The organism is Sporolactobacillus inulinus (genome assembly GCF_006539285.1).
GTDB lineage: Bacteria > Bacillota > Bacilli > Bacillales > Sporolactobacillaceae > Sporolactobacillus > Sporolactobacillus inulinus.
On record NZ_BJMS01000006.1, the window covers coordinates 85,749 to 101,892 of the forward strand.

Consider the following 16,144-nt stretch of genomic DNA (forward strand, 5'->3'; position numbering starts at 1 on the left):
TAGAAAGAAAGGAGACGAGCAGTGATGACGAGTACAACAAACGGAATGGATCGATTTGAACTATTGCTCAAGCATCTTGAGGTGCCGACGGAGTGGATGGAGCGTTATTTTACGCATGGTGAAATCGATAAGCTGTCTGTTTTCCGTTCGGAACGTCGTTGGCATTTTGACTTTCTCCTTGACGGAATTCTCCCCTACCAAGTCTATGAATGGTTGGAAGAAAGACTGAAAGCGCACTTTCAGGCAGTCGTATCACAAATTACTTTTACTGTGCACGTACGCGATGCCTCAGGTGCCGAACACTTTTTTTCCGACTATTGGCAGCCGGTTTGCGAACGTATATGCAATGAATTCCCGGCATTAAAAGTATGTTTGCAGCGGCAAAATCCGCAACTAAATGAACGGCAGCTGATGATTTCAACGACGAGCGATACAGAAGCAGGGCTTATTAAAAGAAAATTGCCCAAGGTACTTAACGAGAAGTTACGTACTTTTGGTTTTCCGCCGATCTCGCTTGAAATTAAAGTCAGTTCAGAAGAACGAACGAAGGCTTATGACTCATTTGTAAAACAAAGAGAAGCAGAAGATAAGCAGAAAGTCGCGCAAGCAATGATTGAGATGCAGAAAATGAAGGAAACGGAGCATGCGGGCGGCGATGTACCGCAAGGACCATTCAAAATTGGTTACGACATTCATGATGAACCGGTATCCATCGAGACGATTCAGGATGAAGAACGGCGCATAACCATCCAAGGGTATATTTTCGACTCCGAGATGCGAGAACTTCGCAGCGGACGCACGCTGTTGCTGTTTAAAATAACCGACTATTCCGATTCGCTCATGGTCAAAGTCTTCTCCAGAGACAAAGAGGATGCTGCAAAGTTTGCTCAAATGCATAAAGGAATGTGGGCAAAAGTGCGCGGCGGAGTGCAGAATGACAGCTTCGCCAGAGATTTGGTGATGATCGCAAATGATATCGAGGAGATCACCCCTGATGTGAAAAAAGATACTGCTCCAGAAGGGCATAAGCGCATCGAACTTCATGCGCACACGGTAATGAGCCAGATGGATTCAGTGGTTACGGCGTCAGCTTTGATCAAGAGAGCGAAACAATGGGGGCACTCAGCGATTGCGATTACCGACCATGGGGTTGCCCAGTCCTATCCGGAAGCCTATACCGCCGGACAGAAAAACGGCGTTAAAGTAATCTATGGCGTTGAAGCCAATCTTATTGATGATGGGGTACCGATCGCCTATAATCTAGCGCACCGTCAGCTCGCAGATGAAACTTATGTCGTCTTTGACGTCGAAACGACCGGATTATCAGCGGTTTATGACACGATCATCGAGCTTGCCGCAGTTAAGATTAAAAACGGCGAGGTGCTTGAAAAATTCGATCAATTTGCAAATCCGCATCACCCGCTTCCTCAGAAAATTATTGAGTTAACTAGTATAACGGATGAAATGCTTACCGATGCACCGGATGCAGATCAGGTTGTTCAGGAATTTAAGCATTTTGCCGGGGATGCAGTGCTTGTGGCTCATAATGCGACCTTCGATATGGGGTTTTTAAATACTGCCTACCAAAAGCTTGGGTATGAAAAAGCGGACAATCCAGTTATTGATACACTCGAACTGGGCCGCTTTCTCTATCCTGAATTTAAAAACCATAAGCTCGATACGTTGTGTAAGGCCTTTAACATCGAACTTACCCATCACCATCGGGCTATCTATGACACGGAGGCAACAGGTTATCTCGCTTGGAAAATGCTGAAGGATGCGGCTGAAAAGGGCATGCAGTATCACGATCAATTAAATGATAACCTAGGTAAAGGAAATCTTGATCGGATTCGCCCGTCGCATATTATTTTGCTCGTGAAGAACCAAATCGGACTTAAAAATCTCTATAAATTGATCTCGCTTTCACATGTTAAATACTTTTATCGTGTACCTAGAATTCCGCGCTCATTGCTGACGAAATATCGAGAGGGCATTCTGGTCGGTTCCGGTTGCGATAAAGGCGAACTTTTTGAAACGATGATGCAGAAGTCGGCGGAACTGGCAGAAAAAGTCGCTGAGTTCTACGATTACATTGAAATACAGCCGCCGTCCAACTATCAACATCTTGTCGAGAAAGGGATCGTTCGCGATGAACTGGCGCTTAAAGATGTTATGGTCAAGCTTGTGAAGCTCGGTGAGAAAATGAACAAACCGGTTGTTGCCACCGGAGATGTTCACTATTTGGACGAACATGATAAAATCTACCGCAAGATTCTGATCGGCTCTCAAGCAGGGAATCCGCTCAATCGTCAAACGCAGCCGGATGTTCACTTTCGAACAACGGATGAAATGCTGGACTGCATGAGTTTTCTTGGCGAGGAGAAGGCGGAAAAGGTTGTTGTCAGTGATCCCAATGCAATTGCTGACCAAATTGAAGAAGTATTGCCGGTCAAGGACAAGTTATACACGCCAACAATTGACGGTGCCGAAGACGAGGTTAAAGAAAAGACCTACGGCAGAGCACATAAGCTTTACGGTGAGACGCTTCCGGATATGGTCGAAAAACGGCTTGAGAAAGAATTAAAAAGTATCATCGGACACGGGTTTTCCGTCATTTATTTGATTGCTCACAAATTGGTGAAGAAGTCACTCTCTGATGGTTATCTTGTAGGATCGCGTGGATCGGTTGGTTCGTCGCTCGTAGCGACAATGCTTGAGATTACCGAGGTTAATCCGCTTCCGCCGCATTATCTGTGTTTGAATTGCCATCATGTTGAGTTCTTTACCGACGGTTCGGTTGCCTGCGGCTTTGACCTTCCGGATAAAAATTGTCCCGAATGCGGAACAGAGATGACAAAGGAAGGGCATGATATACCTTTTGAAACGTTCCTCGGTTTTAAGGGGGATAAAGTTCCTGACATTGATTTGAACTTTTCCGGAAACTATCAGCCGGTCGCCCATAATTATACGAAAGTTCTTTTTGGTGAAGATAAAGTCTTTCGCGCAGGAACGATTGGTACCATTGCTGATAAGACTGCCTATGGTTATGTAAAAGGGTACGAAGAGGATACAGGCAAGAGTCTTCGAGGTGCAGAACGTGACCGTTTGGCAGCCGGATGCACCGGTGCAAAGCGTACCACCGGTCAGCATCCCGGTGGTATCGTCGTCGTACCAAGGAATATGGAGATCTTTGATTTTACCCCGGTTCAATATCCGGCCGACGATAAAACAGCCGAATGGAAAACGACACACTTCGATTTCCATTCAATCCATGACAACATTTTGAAATTGGATATACTCGGACACGATGATCCGACCGTTATTCGTATGCTGCAGGATCTGAGCGGAATCGATCCGAAAACAATTCCTAAAGATGACAAAGAAGTCATGAAGATCTTCAGTTCGACTGAATCTCTGGGCGTTTCTCCAGAACAAATACGCTGCAAAACCGGCAGTTTAGGTATTCCTGAATTTGGCACGCGCTTTGTGCGGCAAATGCTCGAAGACACGAAACCAACGACCTTTGCCGAATTGGTTCAAATCTCAGGTTTGTCTCACGGTACGGATGTTTGGCTGGGCAATGCCCAAGTGTTAATTGAAAATGGGACGTGCGTGCTTCGCGATGTCATTTCCTGCCGCGACGATATTATGATCGACTTGATGCACCAAGGCCTTGAGCCGTCCCACGCATTTAAAATCATGGAGTCTGTGCGAAAGGGAAAAGGATTAAATGACGATTGGATTGCCGAGATGAAGGAAAACGATGTACCTGGTTGGTATTTGGATTCATGCCTTAAAATCAAGTACATGTTCCCGAAAGCACACGCAACGGCTTATGTTCTAATGGCATTCCGTATTGCCTATTTCAAAGTACATTATCCGATTCTGTTCTATGCAACTTATTTCAGTGTTCGCGCGGATGACTTTGATGTCGATGTGATGAAAAGAGGATCCGATGCGATACGGGCAAAAATGGATGAAATTGAGAAAAAAGGTAATGATGCGATGCCAAAAGAAAAGAGCTTGCTGACTGTGCTTGAAGTAGCACTTGAGATGTGCGAACGCGGACTCAGTTTCCAATCCGTCGATTTATATCGTTCGGATGCAACGCGTTTTCTCGTAGAAGGGGACACCCTGATCCCGCCATTTAATGCGATTCCGGGTGTTGGGACTAATGCTGCCAAGGCAATTGCCAAATCCCGGGAAGACGGTGAATTTCTTTCGAAAGAAGATCTGCAGCGTCGTGCCAAAATCTCAAAAACAATTCTTGAATATCTTGACGGTCAAGGTTGCCTGAAGGGAATGCCCGATGCAAACCAATTATCGCTATTCTGAACCTGGCTTTTCTTGCCTAGATTAGACGGGTATGATATAGTGTTTATGGAAATACTGGAAATAGTTCGTCTCAAAGAGTGGGATTTTCCCACTCTTTCATTTTCAAAAGGAGGCTGAAAATGGCTAGCGTTATCGCGAAGATGGCCGATGAGTTGATTTCCCCGATTCTACAAGAAATGAATCTGGAACTCTTTGATATAGAATATGTCAAAGAGGGGAAAAACCGCTTTTTGCGTGTTTTTATCGACTCTCCTTCCGGCGTCGATCTAGATACCTGCGCTGAGGTCAGCGAAAAACTGAGCGAGGCACTTGATGTAGAGGATCCCATAAAAGAAGCCTATTTTCTGGAAGTCTCTTCACCGGGTGCCGAGCGTCCGTTGAAGCGGTACGAGGACTTCGAAAAGGCTCTGGGAAAAAATGTTCATTTGACCACTTATGAACCGATCGAGGGCAATAAAGTATTTGAAGGTAAATTAACTGAAGTGAACAAGGATTACGTTGTACTTGCAATCAAGAACAAAACAAGAGTAGCTCATGTGACTCTTCCTTTTGACAAGATTGCGAGCAGTCGCCTTGCGATCATCTTTTAAAGAAAACTTGGCTTCGTCAAGCCTTTGACGAAAGGCGAAGACTTAGTTGCGCTTATACTATTTTCCATAAAATGTCTATACCTTCCTATAGTATAAAATAGGCTTTTTACAGGTTGTGTTGCTTGCTTTGAATGGGAATCTGTTCGCAATTGACTTTTTCGGGAAGCAAGCCGATTGCATAGCAAATAAGAACAACGGAAGCTGATACAGCCGATAAGTTTGGAAAGAACTGCCGTAAAAGAAGGGGAGAACAAAATGAGCAGTGATTTAATCGAAGCGCTCACCGCACTGGAAAAAGATAAAGGAATCAGTAAAGAAGTTCTGCTTGATGCCTTGGAAGCAGCATTAATCTCAGCGTATAAACGCAATTTTGACCAAGCACAAAATGTGCGGGTAGCTATTAATGAAGGTTTGGGACAAATCAAGGTTTATGCGAGAAAAGAAGTTGCGGAAGCAGTAGAGGACAAAAACCTTCAAATTTCGCTGGAACAAGCGAAAAGTCTTAATGCGCACTATCAAATCGGGGACACTGTTGAAATTGAGGTAACGCCAAGAAATTTTGGACGCATTGCCGCCCAAACAGCAAAGCAAGTCGTGACGCAGCGCGTTCGTGAAGCAGAACGCGGCGTGATCTATTCAGAATTCATTGATCGTGCAGACGATATTATGACCGGGATTGTCCAACGAATTGATCATCGGTTCATTTATGTTGACCTCGGACGTGTTGAAGCGCTGCTGCCGCAATCGGAACAGATGCCAAATGAAACCTATCATCCGCATGATCGCATTAAAGTGTACTTAACCAAAGTAGAAGATGCCAAAAAGGGTCCGATGATTACTGTTTCGCGTACCCATCCAGGGTTGTTGAAACGTCTCTTCGAATTGGAAGTTCCGGAAATCTACGACGGCACTGTGGAAGTTAAATCGATTTCGCGTGAAGCCGGTGACCGTTCAAAGATTGCCGTTCATGCAGAAGATCCGGCAGTGGATGCTGTCGGTGCTTGCGTTGGGCAAAAAGGCGCTCGCGTACAAACGATCGTCGATGAATTGAAGGGCGAAAAAATCGATATTGTTCGCTGGTCTGAAGATCCGGTAATCTATGTCGCTAATGCGCTCAGTCCATCGAAAGTCATTAAAGTGTTGGTTCATGAAGAAGAAAAGGCGACTACGGTTATCGTTCCGGATTATCAACTTTCACTTGCAATTGGCAAGCGTGGACAAAATGCACGGCTTGCCGCAAAACTGACGGGATGGAAAATTGACATTAAGAGCGAATCCGAGGCAGAAGAACTTGGTTTATTCGATGAAGAATCCGCTTCTGAGTCTCCAGAAACTGGAATAGAAGATCAAGCTGCCGAAGAGTCAGCGGAAATTGAGACGGACAAATCTCCGGATAACGAGCAAGATTAAGGAGGCGATTTTCATGCCGAAGCAGCGGAAAATTCCAATGCGCAAATGCATTGTTTGCCAGGAATCCACTGAAAAAAAGGCTCTTTTTCGTATTGTTCGTTCGCCAGAAGGCGATGTATTGCTTGACCTAACGGGAAAGAAAAATGGACGAGGCGCTTATCTTTCTAAAAAAGCGTCTTGTATTCAAAAGGCAAAAGACAAGAACCTGCTCACAAGACACTTGGGCGTCGCCGTACCAGATCGTGTTTTCGATGAAATGAATGCTTATCTGGAGGCTCACCCGGAAGATGCCCAATCGTAATCAATGGGCGTCATTTCTTGGCCTTGCACAACGAGCAGGTAAGGTGAGTTCTGGCGAAGAAACGGTGTTGCGGTTAATTCGTCAGAATAAGGCTAAGGCAGTTTTACTGGCAGCGGATGCTTCCGACCGAACAAAGAAAACAATCACGAATAAATGCGATTATTATCACGTTCCGCTTTTGACCGTACCGGATAGAGAGGTGCTTGGCCAGGCGATCGGTCAACCTTCGCGGGTGATCATCGCGGTCACAGATAGTGGATTCGCAGGCCAGCTGATCGAAAGGATCGGACCATCATCACGGGGGTGAATATATGAGTAAAATGCGTGTATATGAATATGCTAAAGAACATCATGTATCCAGTAAGGTTATTATAGCAAAATTGGGGGAAATTGGCATACAAGTAAAAAGCCATATGTCAATCATCGCCGATAACGCGATGAGTCAATTGGATCGAAAAATGAATGGCCATGCAGGAGCATCTGCACAAAATATAACGAATAAAAGTAAAGCAGAGGGTAAAGTGAATCAAACAAACACTAAAGAAAAAAAACCAAATCAAACCACTTCACATGTAAAAAATAACCCAGTAAATTCAAGGTCGAACGGCAATCGTTCCGGAGAAGGCAGCAACAGAAGATCATCCGGGCGTAATCAAAACGCGAATAATAATAATAATAATGAGCGCAATCGTTTTGGCGGCAACGGCCGAACCGGCGGCCGCCGAAACTTCGGAAGGAATCGTAATAATCGCAGAAGAGGCGCGCAGCAAACCAACCGCCAAAATCTTGAGATCAAGCTTCCGGAAAAAATCACATTATCCGGCTCTCTGACGGTTGGACAGTTTGCTGAAAAGCTGGGACGTCCATCCACCGATATCATCAAAAAGTTAATGGCTTTAGGCGTTATGGCTACCAAGAATCAAGATCTTGAGCGCGACACAATTGAACTACTGGCAGCAGGCTATGGCGTTGCCGTCGAGGATGAAGTGGTTGTCGACGAAGCAAGCTTTGAAGATGAAGGATTGGAAATCGATGAAGAAACTGCCGTTGTCCGTCCGCCAGTTGTTACGATTATGGGCCACGTTGATCATGGAAAAACAACCTTGCTGGACTCAATTCGCCATACGAAAGTAACGGCAGGAGAAGCCGGGGGAATTACGCAGCATATTGGTGCTTATCAAGTGACGCATGATGGGAAGAAGATCACATTTTTAGATACCCCAGGGCACGCTGCGTTTACGACAATGCGCGCGCGCGGTGCTGAGATTACCGATATCACTGTCCTGGTTGTAGCTGCTGATGATGGAGTCATGCCGCAAACCATTGAGGCGATTCATCATGCTCGCGCAGCTAAGGTACCAATTATTGTCGCTGTTAATAAAATCGATAAAGAAAATGCTAATCCTGACCATGTCATGCAGGAACTTTCTGAGCAAGGACTTATTCCTGAAGATTGGGGCGGCGACACGATTTTCGTCAAACTTTCCGCCAAGAAAGGTACAGGCATTGATGACCTGCTTGAAATGATTCTACTTGTTGCTGAAATGGAAGAATGTAAAGCAAACCCGGAAAAGAAAGCAAGAGGGGCTGTTATCGAAGCACAGCTGGATAAAGGAAAAGGGCCGATTGCAACCTTGCTGGTTCAGAACGGTTCGCTGCATATTGGTGATCCAATCGTTGTCGGCAACACCTATGGCCGTGTACGCGCCATGGTCAATGATGTTGGTCGCCGTGTAAAGAAGGCAACCCCTTCAACACCAGTAGAAATCACGGGATTAAATAATGTGCCTCATGCCGGTGATCAATTTGCTGCGTTTGATGACGAGAAAAAAGCACGGCAAATTGGCGAAGTCAGAGCAGAACGTGCGCTGATTACCGAACGCAAGCAAACGACGAATAAAGTCAGCCTTGATGATCTGTTTGAAAAGATCAAAGAAGGCGATATGAAAGAAATAAATCTGGTCATCAAAGCGGATGTTCAAGGATCAGTTGAAGCATTGGCCGGTTCATTGAAGAAGATCGACGTTGACGGTGTGAAAGTGAACATCATTCATGCCGGAGCAGGCGGAATCAGTGAATCGGATATTATCCTCGCTTCAGCTTCTAACGCAATTATTGTCGGATTTAACGTACGTCCGGATAATCATGCACAAAAAGTTGCTGAAGAAGAAAACGTTGATATCCGTCTGTATCGCGTCATCTATGATGCAATTGATGAAATCGAAGCAGCAATGAAGGGTATGCTAGATCCTGAATACAAAGAAAAAGTGATCGGCCAGCTGGATGTTCGAACAACATTCAAAGTGTCGAAAATCGGCACGATTGCCGGATGCTATGTGACAAGCGGCCTCATCTCAAGAGATGCCGGGATACGGCTGGTTCGTGACGGGGTTGTCATTTACGAAGGTCATGTGGACACACTGAAGCGATTCAAAGATGATGCTAAAGAAGTCAAAGCAGGCTTTGAATGTGGCGTGACATTGGAAAACTTTAACGACATCAAGGAAGGCGACACAATGGAAGCCTATGTGATGGAAGAAGTTAAACCGAAATGATCGTTGGCGTTGTCCGCTGTGAGTGCATCCTTTTCAGTGCACATTCTTTGAAAGAGAAGCGGTCTGTTGTTCAAAGTATCCTTCGAAAAGCGGTGCACGGGCACAACCTGTCTGCAAGTGAAGTCGCTTATCAAGATTCGTGGCAGCACACCGAACTTGCCTTTGCCTGTGTGGGCAGCGCACGTTCTGCGGTCGAACACGAGCTTTCACGTGCACTTTCTTTGATTGATTTTAGAACAGAAATCGAACGTGTTCATACAATTTATGAATGGTTTTAAGAAGGAGGGTGACCCCATGGCTAACTTAAGGACCCATCGCGTCGCCGAACAGATGAAAAAAGAAATGAGCGACATTATCGGAAACAGGATCAAAGATCCACGCGTCGGGTTCGTCACGGTAACCGGCGTTGATGTGACCGGAGATCTTCAGGAAGCCACTGTCTATATCAGTGTCCTTGGCGATGACGATAAGAAACAGTCGTCGCTGGAAGGATTGAATAAAGCCAAGGGATTCGTACGCAGTGAAATTGGAAAACGAATTCGCCTGCGGAAAACGCCTGAAATTTCTTTTAAAGTTGATGAATCTGTGGAATACGGAAGTCATATTGATCAGCTGATTAATAAACTACATCGGAAAGATTAACGATGTGGGTAACGATTGGCAAAAGGATCAGGAATGAAAATCGGGAGGATGAGCGATGCCGGAGTATAATGGTTTGTTGCCGCTTTACAAGCCAAGGGGCATGACCTCACATGATTGCGTTTTTCGGCTTAGAAAACTGCTGAAATTCCGCAAGATCGGTCATACTGGAACACTTGATCCGGCCGTCGACGGTGTTTTAGTCTTGTGTCTTGGAAAAGCAACAAAAATCGCCCAATATTTATTAGACTATAGTAAAATATATCAGGGTGTGATCCGTCTCGGTTCATCAACGACAACTGAAGATGCAACAGGCGATGTAATTGAAACAATACCTGTTGAAAAGCATCTTGATCGCGCGTATGTTGAAAAGATTTTGTCCCGTTTTGTTGGGGATATCGAGCAGACGGCCCCGATGTACAGTGCGGTAAAGGTCAACGGCCGCAAGCTTTATGAATATGCGCGTAAGGGAATTGCAGTGACACCGCCTGTGCGCCATGTTACGATTTATCATTTCGATTTGGACAGCGATGCTGCATCTTTTTCTGTGGATATTCCGTTTAAAGTGGCATGTAGCAAAGGGACCTATATTCGCACGCTTGCCGTTGATGTTGGACGAGGAATGGGCTATCCGGCGCATTTGCACCACATGACTCGGATCCAAGCTGGTCCTTTCTCAAGTGGAGATTGTGTGTCTTTTGAGGAAATTGAGCGATTCATTCAAGAGAATACTTTTGAATCAGTACTTAAACCACTTGAATTTGCTTTGCGCTCCATGGATCACTGGGTTGTTGATCAACAGACGGCGGAAAGAGTTGTTCATGGGGCATTACTTACAGCCCCAGAGGGATTTGGAGACGGACCTTATGCTGTTTTTTCAAAGCACAGTGAATGTCTGGCAATCTATCGGCGTCATCCGCAGAAACCGGAAAAGTTAAAACCGGAGAAGGTTCTTGCAAACAGTTCGACTGTCCTATCGTAAGAATCGGGAATTTGAGTTTACAAGAAGTGAAGGTGCCTGTTATGGAGTGTGTTTATTTAGATGGCCGACCGTTTATCGAACAAATGGGCAGCAAGGAAAAAGTAATCGCATTGGGTTACTTTGATGGTGTACATTTGGGCCATCAAAAAGTCATTAAGACTGCTGTTCAAATTGCTGAGGAAAAAGGCATGGAAGCTGCAGTCATGACCTTTTACCCCCATCCCTCCGTTGTTTTGCGTCCTGATTCAAAACGGGAAGCAGAACTGACACCCAATGCGGCCAAAGCTGAATTGTTCGAGCAGCTTGGTGTGAACACGATCTATTTTGTGAAATTTGACCGGACACTCAGCCAACTGTCACCACAAAATTTTGTGGATGAGTACTTGATTCGCCTTCATGCAAAGCATGTTGTTGCTGGATACGATTTTACATTCGGTCGCAAAGCCATGGGGAATATGGACAATATTGGCGAGTATTCACGAAGCATGTTCAGCTATACAATGGTCCCAAAAGTTGAACTGTTCGGCGAGAAGATCAGTTCGACACGTATTCGATCCCTAATTATGGAAAAAGGTGCGGTGGAGGAGGCTGCTGAGCTTCTGCGCCGACCCTATCAAACTACGGGAATCGTGGTTCACGGTGATCAACGCGGGCGCACGCTCGGATTTCCGACAGCGAATGTAGAAAAAGATGCGGCTTATTTGATCCCAGCTAACGGTGTCTATGTTGTTCAATTGATCGTGAACGGGAAGCCTTTCAATGGGGTTTGCAGCGTTGGATTACGGCCAACGTTCTATAGCCATGAAGCGGCCATTCAAACGGTTGAGGTTCATGTTCTTGATTTTAGCGGCGATCTGTACGATCAAAAAGTTGGCATTAAATGGTACAAACGTTTGCGCCCAGAACTGAAATTCAACAATGCCGATGATTTAATCAAGCAAATGGAGAAAGATAAGGCAGACACACGTACTTATTTTCACAAAAAGAAAGGATCATAAAAGATTGTCCGTTGATCCTTGAAATTAATGGCGTAAACGTGTATTATAAATCAGTACGATTTAAATCGTCATAAGAACCCATGCTTGGCTGTACGTGTCACCGGCGGCAGCGAAGCTTGAGGGGATTTTAGATTGGGAGGTGAATGCAAGTGGCTTTGACAAAAGAAGAAAAAACGAACCTGATTCATGAGTTTGCTACTCACGAAAACGACACGGGTTCACCGGAAGTACAGATCGCTGTACTAACAAAGCAGATTAACAGTTTGAACGACCACTTGAAGCAGCACAAGAAGGACCACCATTCTCGTCGTGGACTGCTGAAAATGGTTGGGAAACGTCGCAATCTTCTCACGTATCTTCGTGAAAACGACGTTAAAAGATATCGCGAGCTCATCAACAAATTGGGCCTGCGCCGATAAGAAAGCAAAGAAGCGGGAGCATTCCCGCTTTTTATTCATATTAGGGAAATCTTCTAGGAGAGATTGTCTCAAAAGTCTGTTGACCTGGAACTCTCTTTTTATAAAAAGAGGTTATGCGCGAGACTTCTGCAAGAGGTATGCTGTTTGTTCGAACAATTGGTGCGCAGCAAACTTTTGAGACAGCCTCGTTTGATCATCGGGAAGAGGTGTTATAAACATGCTGTCAGATAAAAAAGTCTATTCATTCAATTGGGCGGGAAAACCGCTGCGTATCGAAATCGGAGAGCTCGCGAAACAAGCAAATGGTGCGGCTCTTGTTTCTTATGGGGAAACGGTGGTGCTGTCCACGGTCACTGCTTCCAAAGAACCAAAAGAAGGCTCATTCTTTCCTTTAACCGTCAATTACGATGAGCGCGCTTATGCTGTGGGGAAAATTCCCGGCGGATTTATTAAACGAGAAGGGCGGCCGAGCGATCAAGCAACGCTGTCCGCACGTTTGATTGATCGCCCAATACGTCCGCTTTTCCCAGAAGGGTTTCGAAATGAGGTCGTGATCGGCAATATGGTTCTGAGTCTTGATTTGGACAGCAGCGCACAGATGGCGGCCATGCTTGGTTCATCGCTTGCACTGTCACTCTCAGATATTCCGTTCTTCGGACCAATCGCCGGTGTGATGATTGGACGAGTTGACGGGCAATTTGTCGTGAATCCGACGGTTGATCAGCAAAAGAAAAGCGATCTTCATTTAACGGTTGCCGGTACGAAAGAGGCAATTAATATGGTAGAAGCAGGCGCAGATCAAATTCCTGAGGAAACGATGCTTGACGCCATTCTGTTTGCTCACGAACAAATTAAGGAAGTCATTGCTTTTGAAGAGCAAATAATCTCGGAAAATAAGAAGAAAAAAATGGAAGTTACGCTGTTCCGAGCGAGTAAAGCTTTTGAAGACCAAATTCGTGCTATGGCTGCCGATCCATTAAATCAAGCGATGCGTGTAGAAGAAAAACAAGCACGTGATGCAGCAATTAAGCAGGTTAACGAACGCGTATTGAGCAAACTTGAACAAGAGAACAATGGGGATCAGCCAATGGATCGTATGCTCATTGACGATTGTCTACATACTGTTTTAAAAGAAGAAGTTCGACGGATGATCGTTGAAGAACATCTGCGTCCGGATGGCCGGGCAGTCGATGAAATTCGTCCGTTGTCGGCACGTGTCGGAATTCTTCCACGTGCTCACGGGTCAGGACTTTTTACGCGTGGGCAGACTCAAGCATTGAGTGTTTGCACGCTTGCACCGCTCAGTGAGGCGCAAACGCTCGATGATTTTGACGCTGAGGAAAGCAAACGATTTTTGCACCACTATAATTTTCCAGGATTCAGTACCGGCGAAGCGAAAGCAACTCGATCGCCAGGACGGAGAGAAATTGGTCATGGCGCACTTGGTGAACGCGCATTGGCGCCGGTTATTCCTGGTGAACAGGAATTCCCTTATATGATTCGCTGCGTGTCCGAAGTGCTCGAGTCCAACGGTTCCTCATCTCAAGCAAGTATTTGCGGGAGTACGTTAGCCTTGATGGATGCCGGTGTACCGATTAAAGCGCCCGTTGCAGGAATCGCAATGGGGTTGGTGAAACATGGCGATAAGGTGGTTGTGCTCACGGACATTCAGGGTATGGAGGATTCGCTTGGTGATATGGACTTTAAATGCGCGGGAACGGAAAAAGGAGTTACCGCGTTACAAATGGATATCAAGATTTCCGGTGTTACTCGGGAGATCTTAAGTCAAGCACTGAGACAGGCGAGAGCAGGGCGTATGAGAATCATGGAAACCCTTTTGGCAACACTCGAGGCGCCGCGTGATCATCTTGCCCGCTATGCACCGAAAATTATTCAGATGCAGATTAATCCTAATAAAATCAGAGATGTCATCGGATCCAGTGGAAAAGTGATCAACAAGATCATTGAACAAACTGGCGTGAAGATCGATATTGAACAAGATGGATCGATTAAGATCTTTTCAATTGATGAAGCAAATGCACGTAAAGCAAAACAGATCATTGAGGATCTGGTTCGCGTCGCCCATGTTGGAGAAATATTTGTCGGCAAGGTCAAACGAATTGAAAAATTTGGCGCATTTGTTTCCTTATTTGGTCATACAGACGGATTAATTCATGTCTCTGAATTGGATACAAAACGTGTCACCCATGTAGAAGATGTGGTCTCGATTGGAGATGAAGTTCGCGTTAAAGTTATTGAAGTGGATCAGCACGGCCGCATCAAACTTTCGCGCAAGGCGCTGTTGACGCCGTCAGTGGTAACTGCGAATAAAGAATAATCACAATTGAATTGTGAAAGCAGGGTAACGTTCAGCAGGAAACCCCTGCTTTTTTTTATTGAGAAATTTCAGCAAAGCGGTTCATTTAGTGTATGATACCAATAAATTCACATATAATTTCAAGACATGAAAAGCAAACGAAAGATAGGCTAACCTGGAAAAGATACGGATGAATGGTTTGTCGCCATTTTTTGATCGTGATATAGTATTTACCGTGTGATCGATCTACGAGTTCAGGGGGAACAATTTTTGATACGTAAAAAAACATTAAAAAATGGTGTGCGCATACTGCTGGAAGATATTCCAAGTGTTCGTTCAGTCAGCATTGGAATATGGGTAGGAACCGGCACGCGATTTGAAAACAATACAAATAATGGAATTTCCCATTTTATTGAGCACATGCTTTTTAAAGGTACCGAAACGCGTACTGCACGTGATATAGCGGAAGCTTTTGATAAAATTGGCGGACAGGTCAATGCTTTCACTTCAAAGGAGACCACGTGTTACTATGCAAAGGTTATGGATCGGGATGCACACTTTGCAGTAAACGTGCTTGCCGATATGTTCTTCAATTCCAAATTTGAAAAGCAGGACATGGAAAAAGAAAAGCAAGTGATTGGCGAGGAAATCAAGATGTATGAAGACACACCGGATGACCTTGTTCATGATTTATTGAACGCGGTAAGCTTCAACCACCATCCACTCGGTTTTCCGATTTTGGGTACACGCGAGACTTTGGCCGGCTTTAATCCCGATGAACTGCGCCGCTACATGCGCAGCCACTATACGCCGGATCATGTCGTGATTTCAGTTGCAGGTCATGCGGACGAAGGGATCGTCCAAGAAATTGAAACTCTTTTTTCTGATTTTGCCAGTGTGCAATCGGCGGAACGATCGGCTGTACCTTCTTTTAATCCAGGGAAGATTGCCCGTAAGAAGGAAACGGAACAGGCGCATATCTGTCTGGGATTTTCCGGTTACAGTAACCATGATCGAGAATTAGCACCGCTTATGGTAATGAATAATGTGCTTGGCGGCGGGATGAGCAGTCGATTGTTTCAAGAGATACGCGAAGAGCGCGGGCTCGCCTATTCGGTGTTTTCTTTTCACTCGTCGTTTAGAGACAGCGGGTTGCTTACTATATATGGCGGCACAGGTGCCGATCAAATCGATGATCTTGGAAAAGCATTGCTGGATACTATCCATCGGTTTGTCGATCAGGGAATTTCAGTAGCAGAACTTGAAAGCAGCAAAGCACAGATTAATGGCAGTCTCATTTTCGGGCTTGAAAGTACGAATGGACGAATGGGACGTAATGCAAAAAATGAATTGGTTCTGGGAAAAGAACGCAGCATTGATGAAACGGTTGCGTTAATCGATGCGGTAACCATCGATGACGTTCAGAAGACGGCCCAACATGTGTTTGAACAACCCTACTCTTGCTCAATTGTCAGTCCAAGCGGCAAAATGCCAGTCACTCTCTGAATCGACGGCTTAATGAAATAGAACGCATCAAAAAAGACTCGGCGTCATTTAACGTCGAGTCTTTTGTTTGATTATAGAGAGTTTAGCTTTTA

The 16,144-nt window shown here is 45.2% G+C and carries 13 protein-coding genes; all 13 read left to right on the forward strand.

Annotated features, from left to right (window positions below):
* The first annotated feature begins 24 nt into the window (after positions 1 to 24).
* The 13 genes from SIN01_RS01365 (at position 25) to SIN01_RS01425 (ending at position 16,052) form a co-directional block, all read left to right on the forward strand.
* Entirely contained in the window at positions 25 to 4,335 is a 4,311-nt protein-coding gene (locus SIN01_RS01365) for a PolC-type DNA polymerase III (protein ID WP_010026109.1), read from the forward strand.
* A 119-nt stretch (positions 4,336 to 4,454) separates the two neighbouring features.
* On the forward strand, positions 4,455 to 4,925 hold the full coding sequence (rimP, locus tag SIN01_RS01370) for a ribosome maturation factor RimP (protein ID WP_010026110.1): 471 nt from the start codon (positions 4,455 to 4,457) through the stop codon (positions 4,923 to 4,925).
* 255 nt (positions 4,926 to 5,180) lie between these two features.
* Entirely contained in the window at positions 5,181 to 6,335 is a 1,155-nt protein-coding gene (nusA, locus tag SIN01_RS01375; protein WP_010026111.1) for a transcription termination factor NusA, read from the forward strand.
* Between the two features lie 13 nt (positions 6,336 to 6,348).
* Positions 6,349 to 6,636 carry an RNase P modulator RnpM gene (gene rnpM / locus SIN01_RS01380; protein ID WP_010026112.1) on the forward strand — a complete coding sequence of 96 codons (288 nt, stop codon included), beginning with the start codon at positions 6,349 to 6,351 and terminating at the stop codon, positions 6,634 to 6,636.
* Positions 6,623 to 6,943 carry a YlxQ family RNA-binding protein gene (locus tag SIN01_RS01385; RefSeq protein ID WP_010026113.1) on the forward strand — a complete coding sequence of 107 codons (321 nt, stop codon included), beginning with the start codon at positions 6,623 to 6,625 and terminating at the stop codon, positions 6,941 to 6,943. Before rnpM ends, SIN01_RS01385 begins: the two co-directional genes overlap by 14 nt.
* A gap of 4 nt (positions 6,944 to 6,947) precedes the next feature.
* Entirely contained in the window at positions 6,948 to 9,191 is a 2,244-nt protein-coding gene (gene infB / locus SIN01_RS01390; RefSeq protein WP_047034845.1) for a translation initiation factor IF-2, read from the forward strand.
* Positions 9,188 to 9,469 carry a DUF503 domain-containing protein gene (locus tag SIN01_RS01395; protein ID WP_010023323.1) on the forward strand — a complete coding sequence of 94 codons (282 nt, stop codon included), beginning with the start codon at positions 9,188 to 9,190 and terminating at the stop codon, positions 9,467 to 9,469. Before infB ends, SIN01_RS01395 begins: the two co-directional genes overlap by 4 nt.
* Positions 9,470 to 9,485: 16 nt before the next feature.
* Positions 9,486 to 9,833, forward strand: a complete 348-nt coding sequence (gene rbfA / locus SIN01_RS01400) for a 30S ribosome-binding factor RbfA (protein WP_010023322.1) — start codon at positions 9,486 to 9,488, stop codon at positions 9,831 to 9,833.
* Positions 9,834 to 9,888: 55 nt separating this feature from the next.
* A complete protein-coding gene (gene truB / locus SIN01_RS01405) occupies positions 9,889 to 10,812 on the forward strand; it encodes a tRNA pseudouridine(55) synthase TruB (RefSeq protein ID WP_010023321.1) in 924 nt (307 codons plus the stop codon).
* A gap of 41 nt (positions 10,813 to 10,853) precedes the next feature.
* Positions 10,854 to 11,810, forward strand: coding sequence for a bifunctional riboflavin kinase/FAD synthetase (locus SIN01_RS01410; protein ID WP_010023319.1), 957 nt, complete (start codon positions 10,854 to 10,856; stop codon positions 11,808 to 11,810).
* Positions 11,811 to 11,959: 149 nt separating this feature from the next.
* Positions 11,960 to 12,229, forward strand: coding sequence for a 30S ribosomal protein S15 (rpsO, locus tag SIN01_RS01415; RefSeq protein WP_010023317.1), 270 nt, complete (start codon positions 11,960 to 11,962; stop codon positions 12,227 to 12,229).
* Positions 12,230 to 12,446: 217 nt separating this feature from the next.
* Complete coding sequence (gene pnp / locus SIN01_RS01420; RefSeq protein WP_010025867.1) at positions 12,447 to 14,567, forward strand: polyribonucleotide nucleotidyltransferase; 2,121 nt, start codon at positions 12,447 to 12,449, stop codon at positions 14,565 to 14,567.
* Between the two features lie 249 nt (positions 14,568 to 14,816).
* On the forward strand, positions 14,817 to 16,052 hold the full coding sequence (locus tag SIN01_RS01425; protein ID WP_010025868.1) for a M16 family metallopeptidase: 1,236 nt from the start codon (positions 14,817 to 14,819) through the stop codon (positions 16,050 to 16,052).
* Positions 16,053 to 16,144 lie beyond the last annotated feature (92 nt).

Coding starts and splice junctions, on each gene's coding strand:
- SIN01_RS01365 (WP_010026109.1), top strand. CDS start 25: ATGACGAGTACAACAAACGGAATGGATCGATTTGAACTATTGCTCAAG.
- rimP (WP_010026110.1), top strand. CDS start 4,455: ATGGCTAGCGTTATCGCGAAGATGGCCGATGAGTTGATTTCCCCGATT.
- nusA (WP_010026111.1), top strand. CDS start 5,181: ATGAGCAGTGATTTAATCGAAGCGCTCACCGCACTGGAAAAAGATAAA.
- rnpM (WP_010026112.1), top strand. CDS start 6,349: ATGCCGAAGCAGCGGAAAATTCCAATGCGCAAATGCATTGTTTGCCAG.
- SIN01_RS01385 (WP_010026113.1), top strand. CDS start 6,623: ATGCCCAATCGTAATCAATGGGCGTCATTTCTTGGCCTTGCACAACGA.
- infB (WP_047034845.1), top strand. CDS start 6,948: ATGAGTAAAATGCGTGTATATGAATATGCTAAAGAACATCATGTATCC.
- SIN01_RS01395 (WP_010023323.1), top strand. CDS start 9,188: ATGATCGTTGGCGTTGTCCGCTGTGAGTGCATCCTTTTCAGTGCACAT.
- rbfA (WP_010023322.1), top strand. CDS start 9,486: ATGGCTAACTTAAGGACCCATCGCGTCGCCGAACAGATGAAAAAAGAA.
- truB (WP_010023321.1), top strand. CDS start 9,889: ATGCCGGAGTATAATGGTTTGTTGCCGCTTTACAAGCCAAGGGGCATG.
- SIN01_RS01410 (WP_010023319.1), top strand. CDS start 10,854: ATGGAGTGTGTTTATTTAGATGGCCGACCGTTTATCGAACAAATGGGC.
- pnp (WP_010025867.1), top strand. CDS start 12,447: ATGCTGTCAGATAAAAAAGTCTATTCATTCAATTGGGCGGGAAAACCG.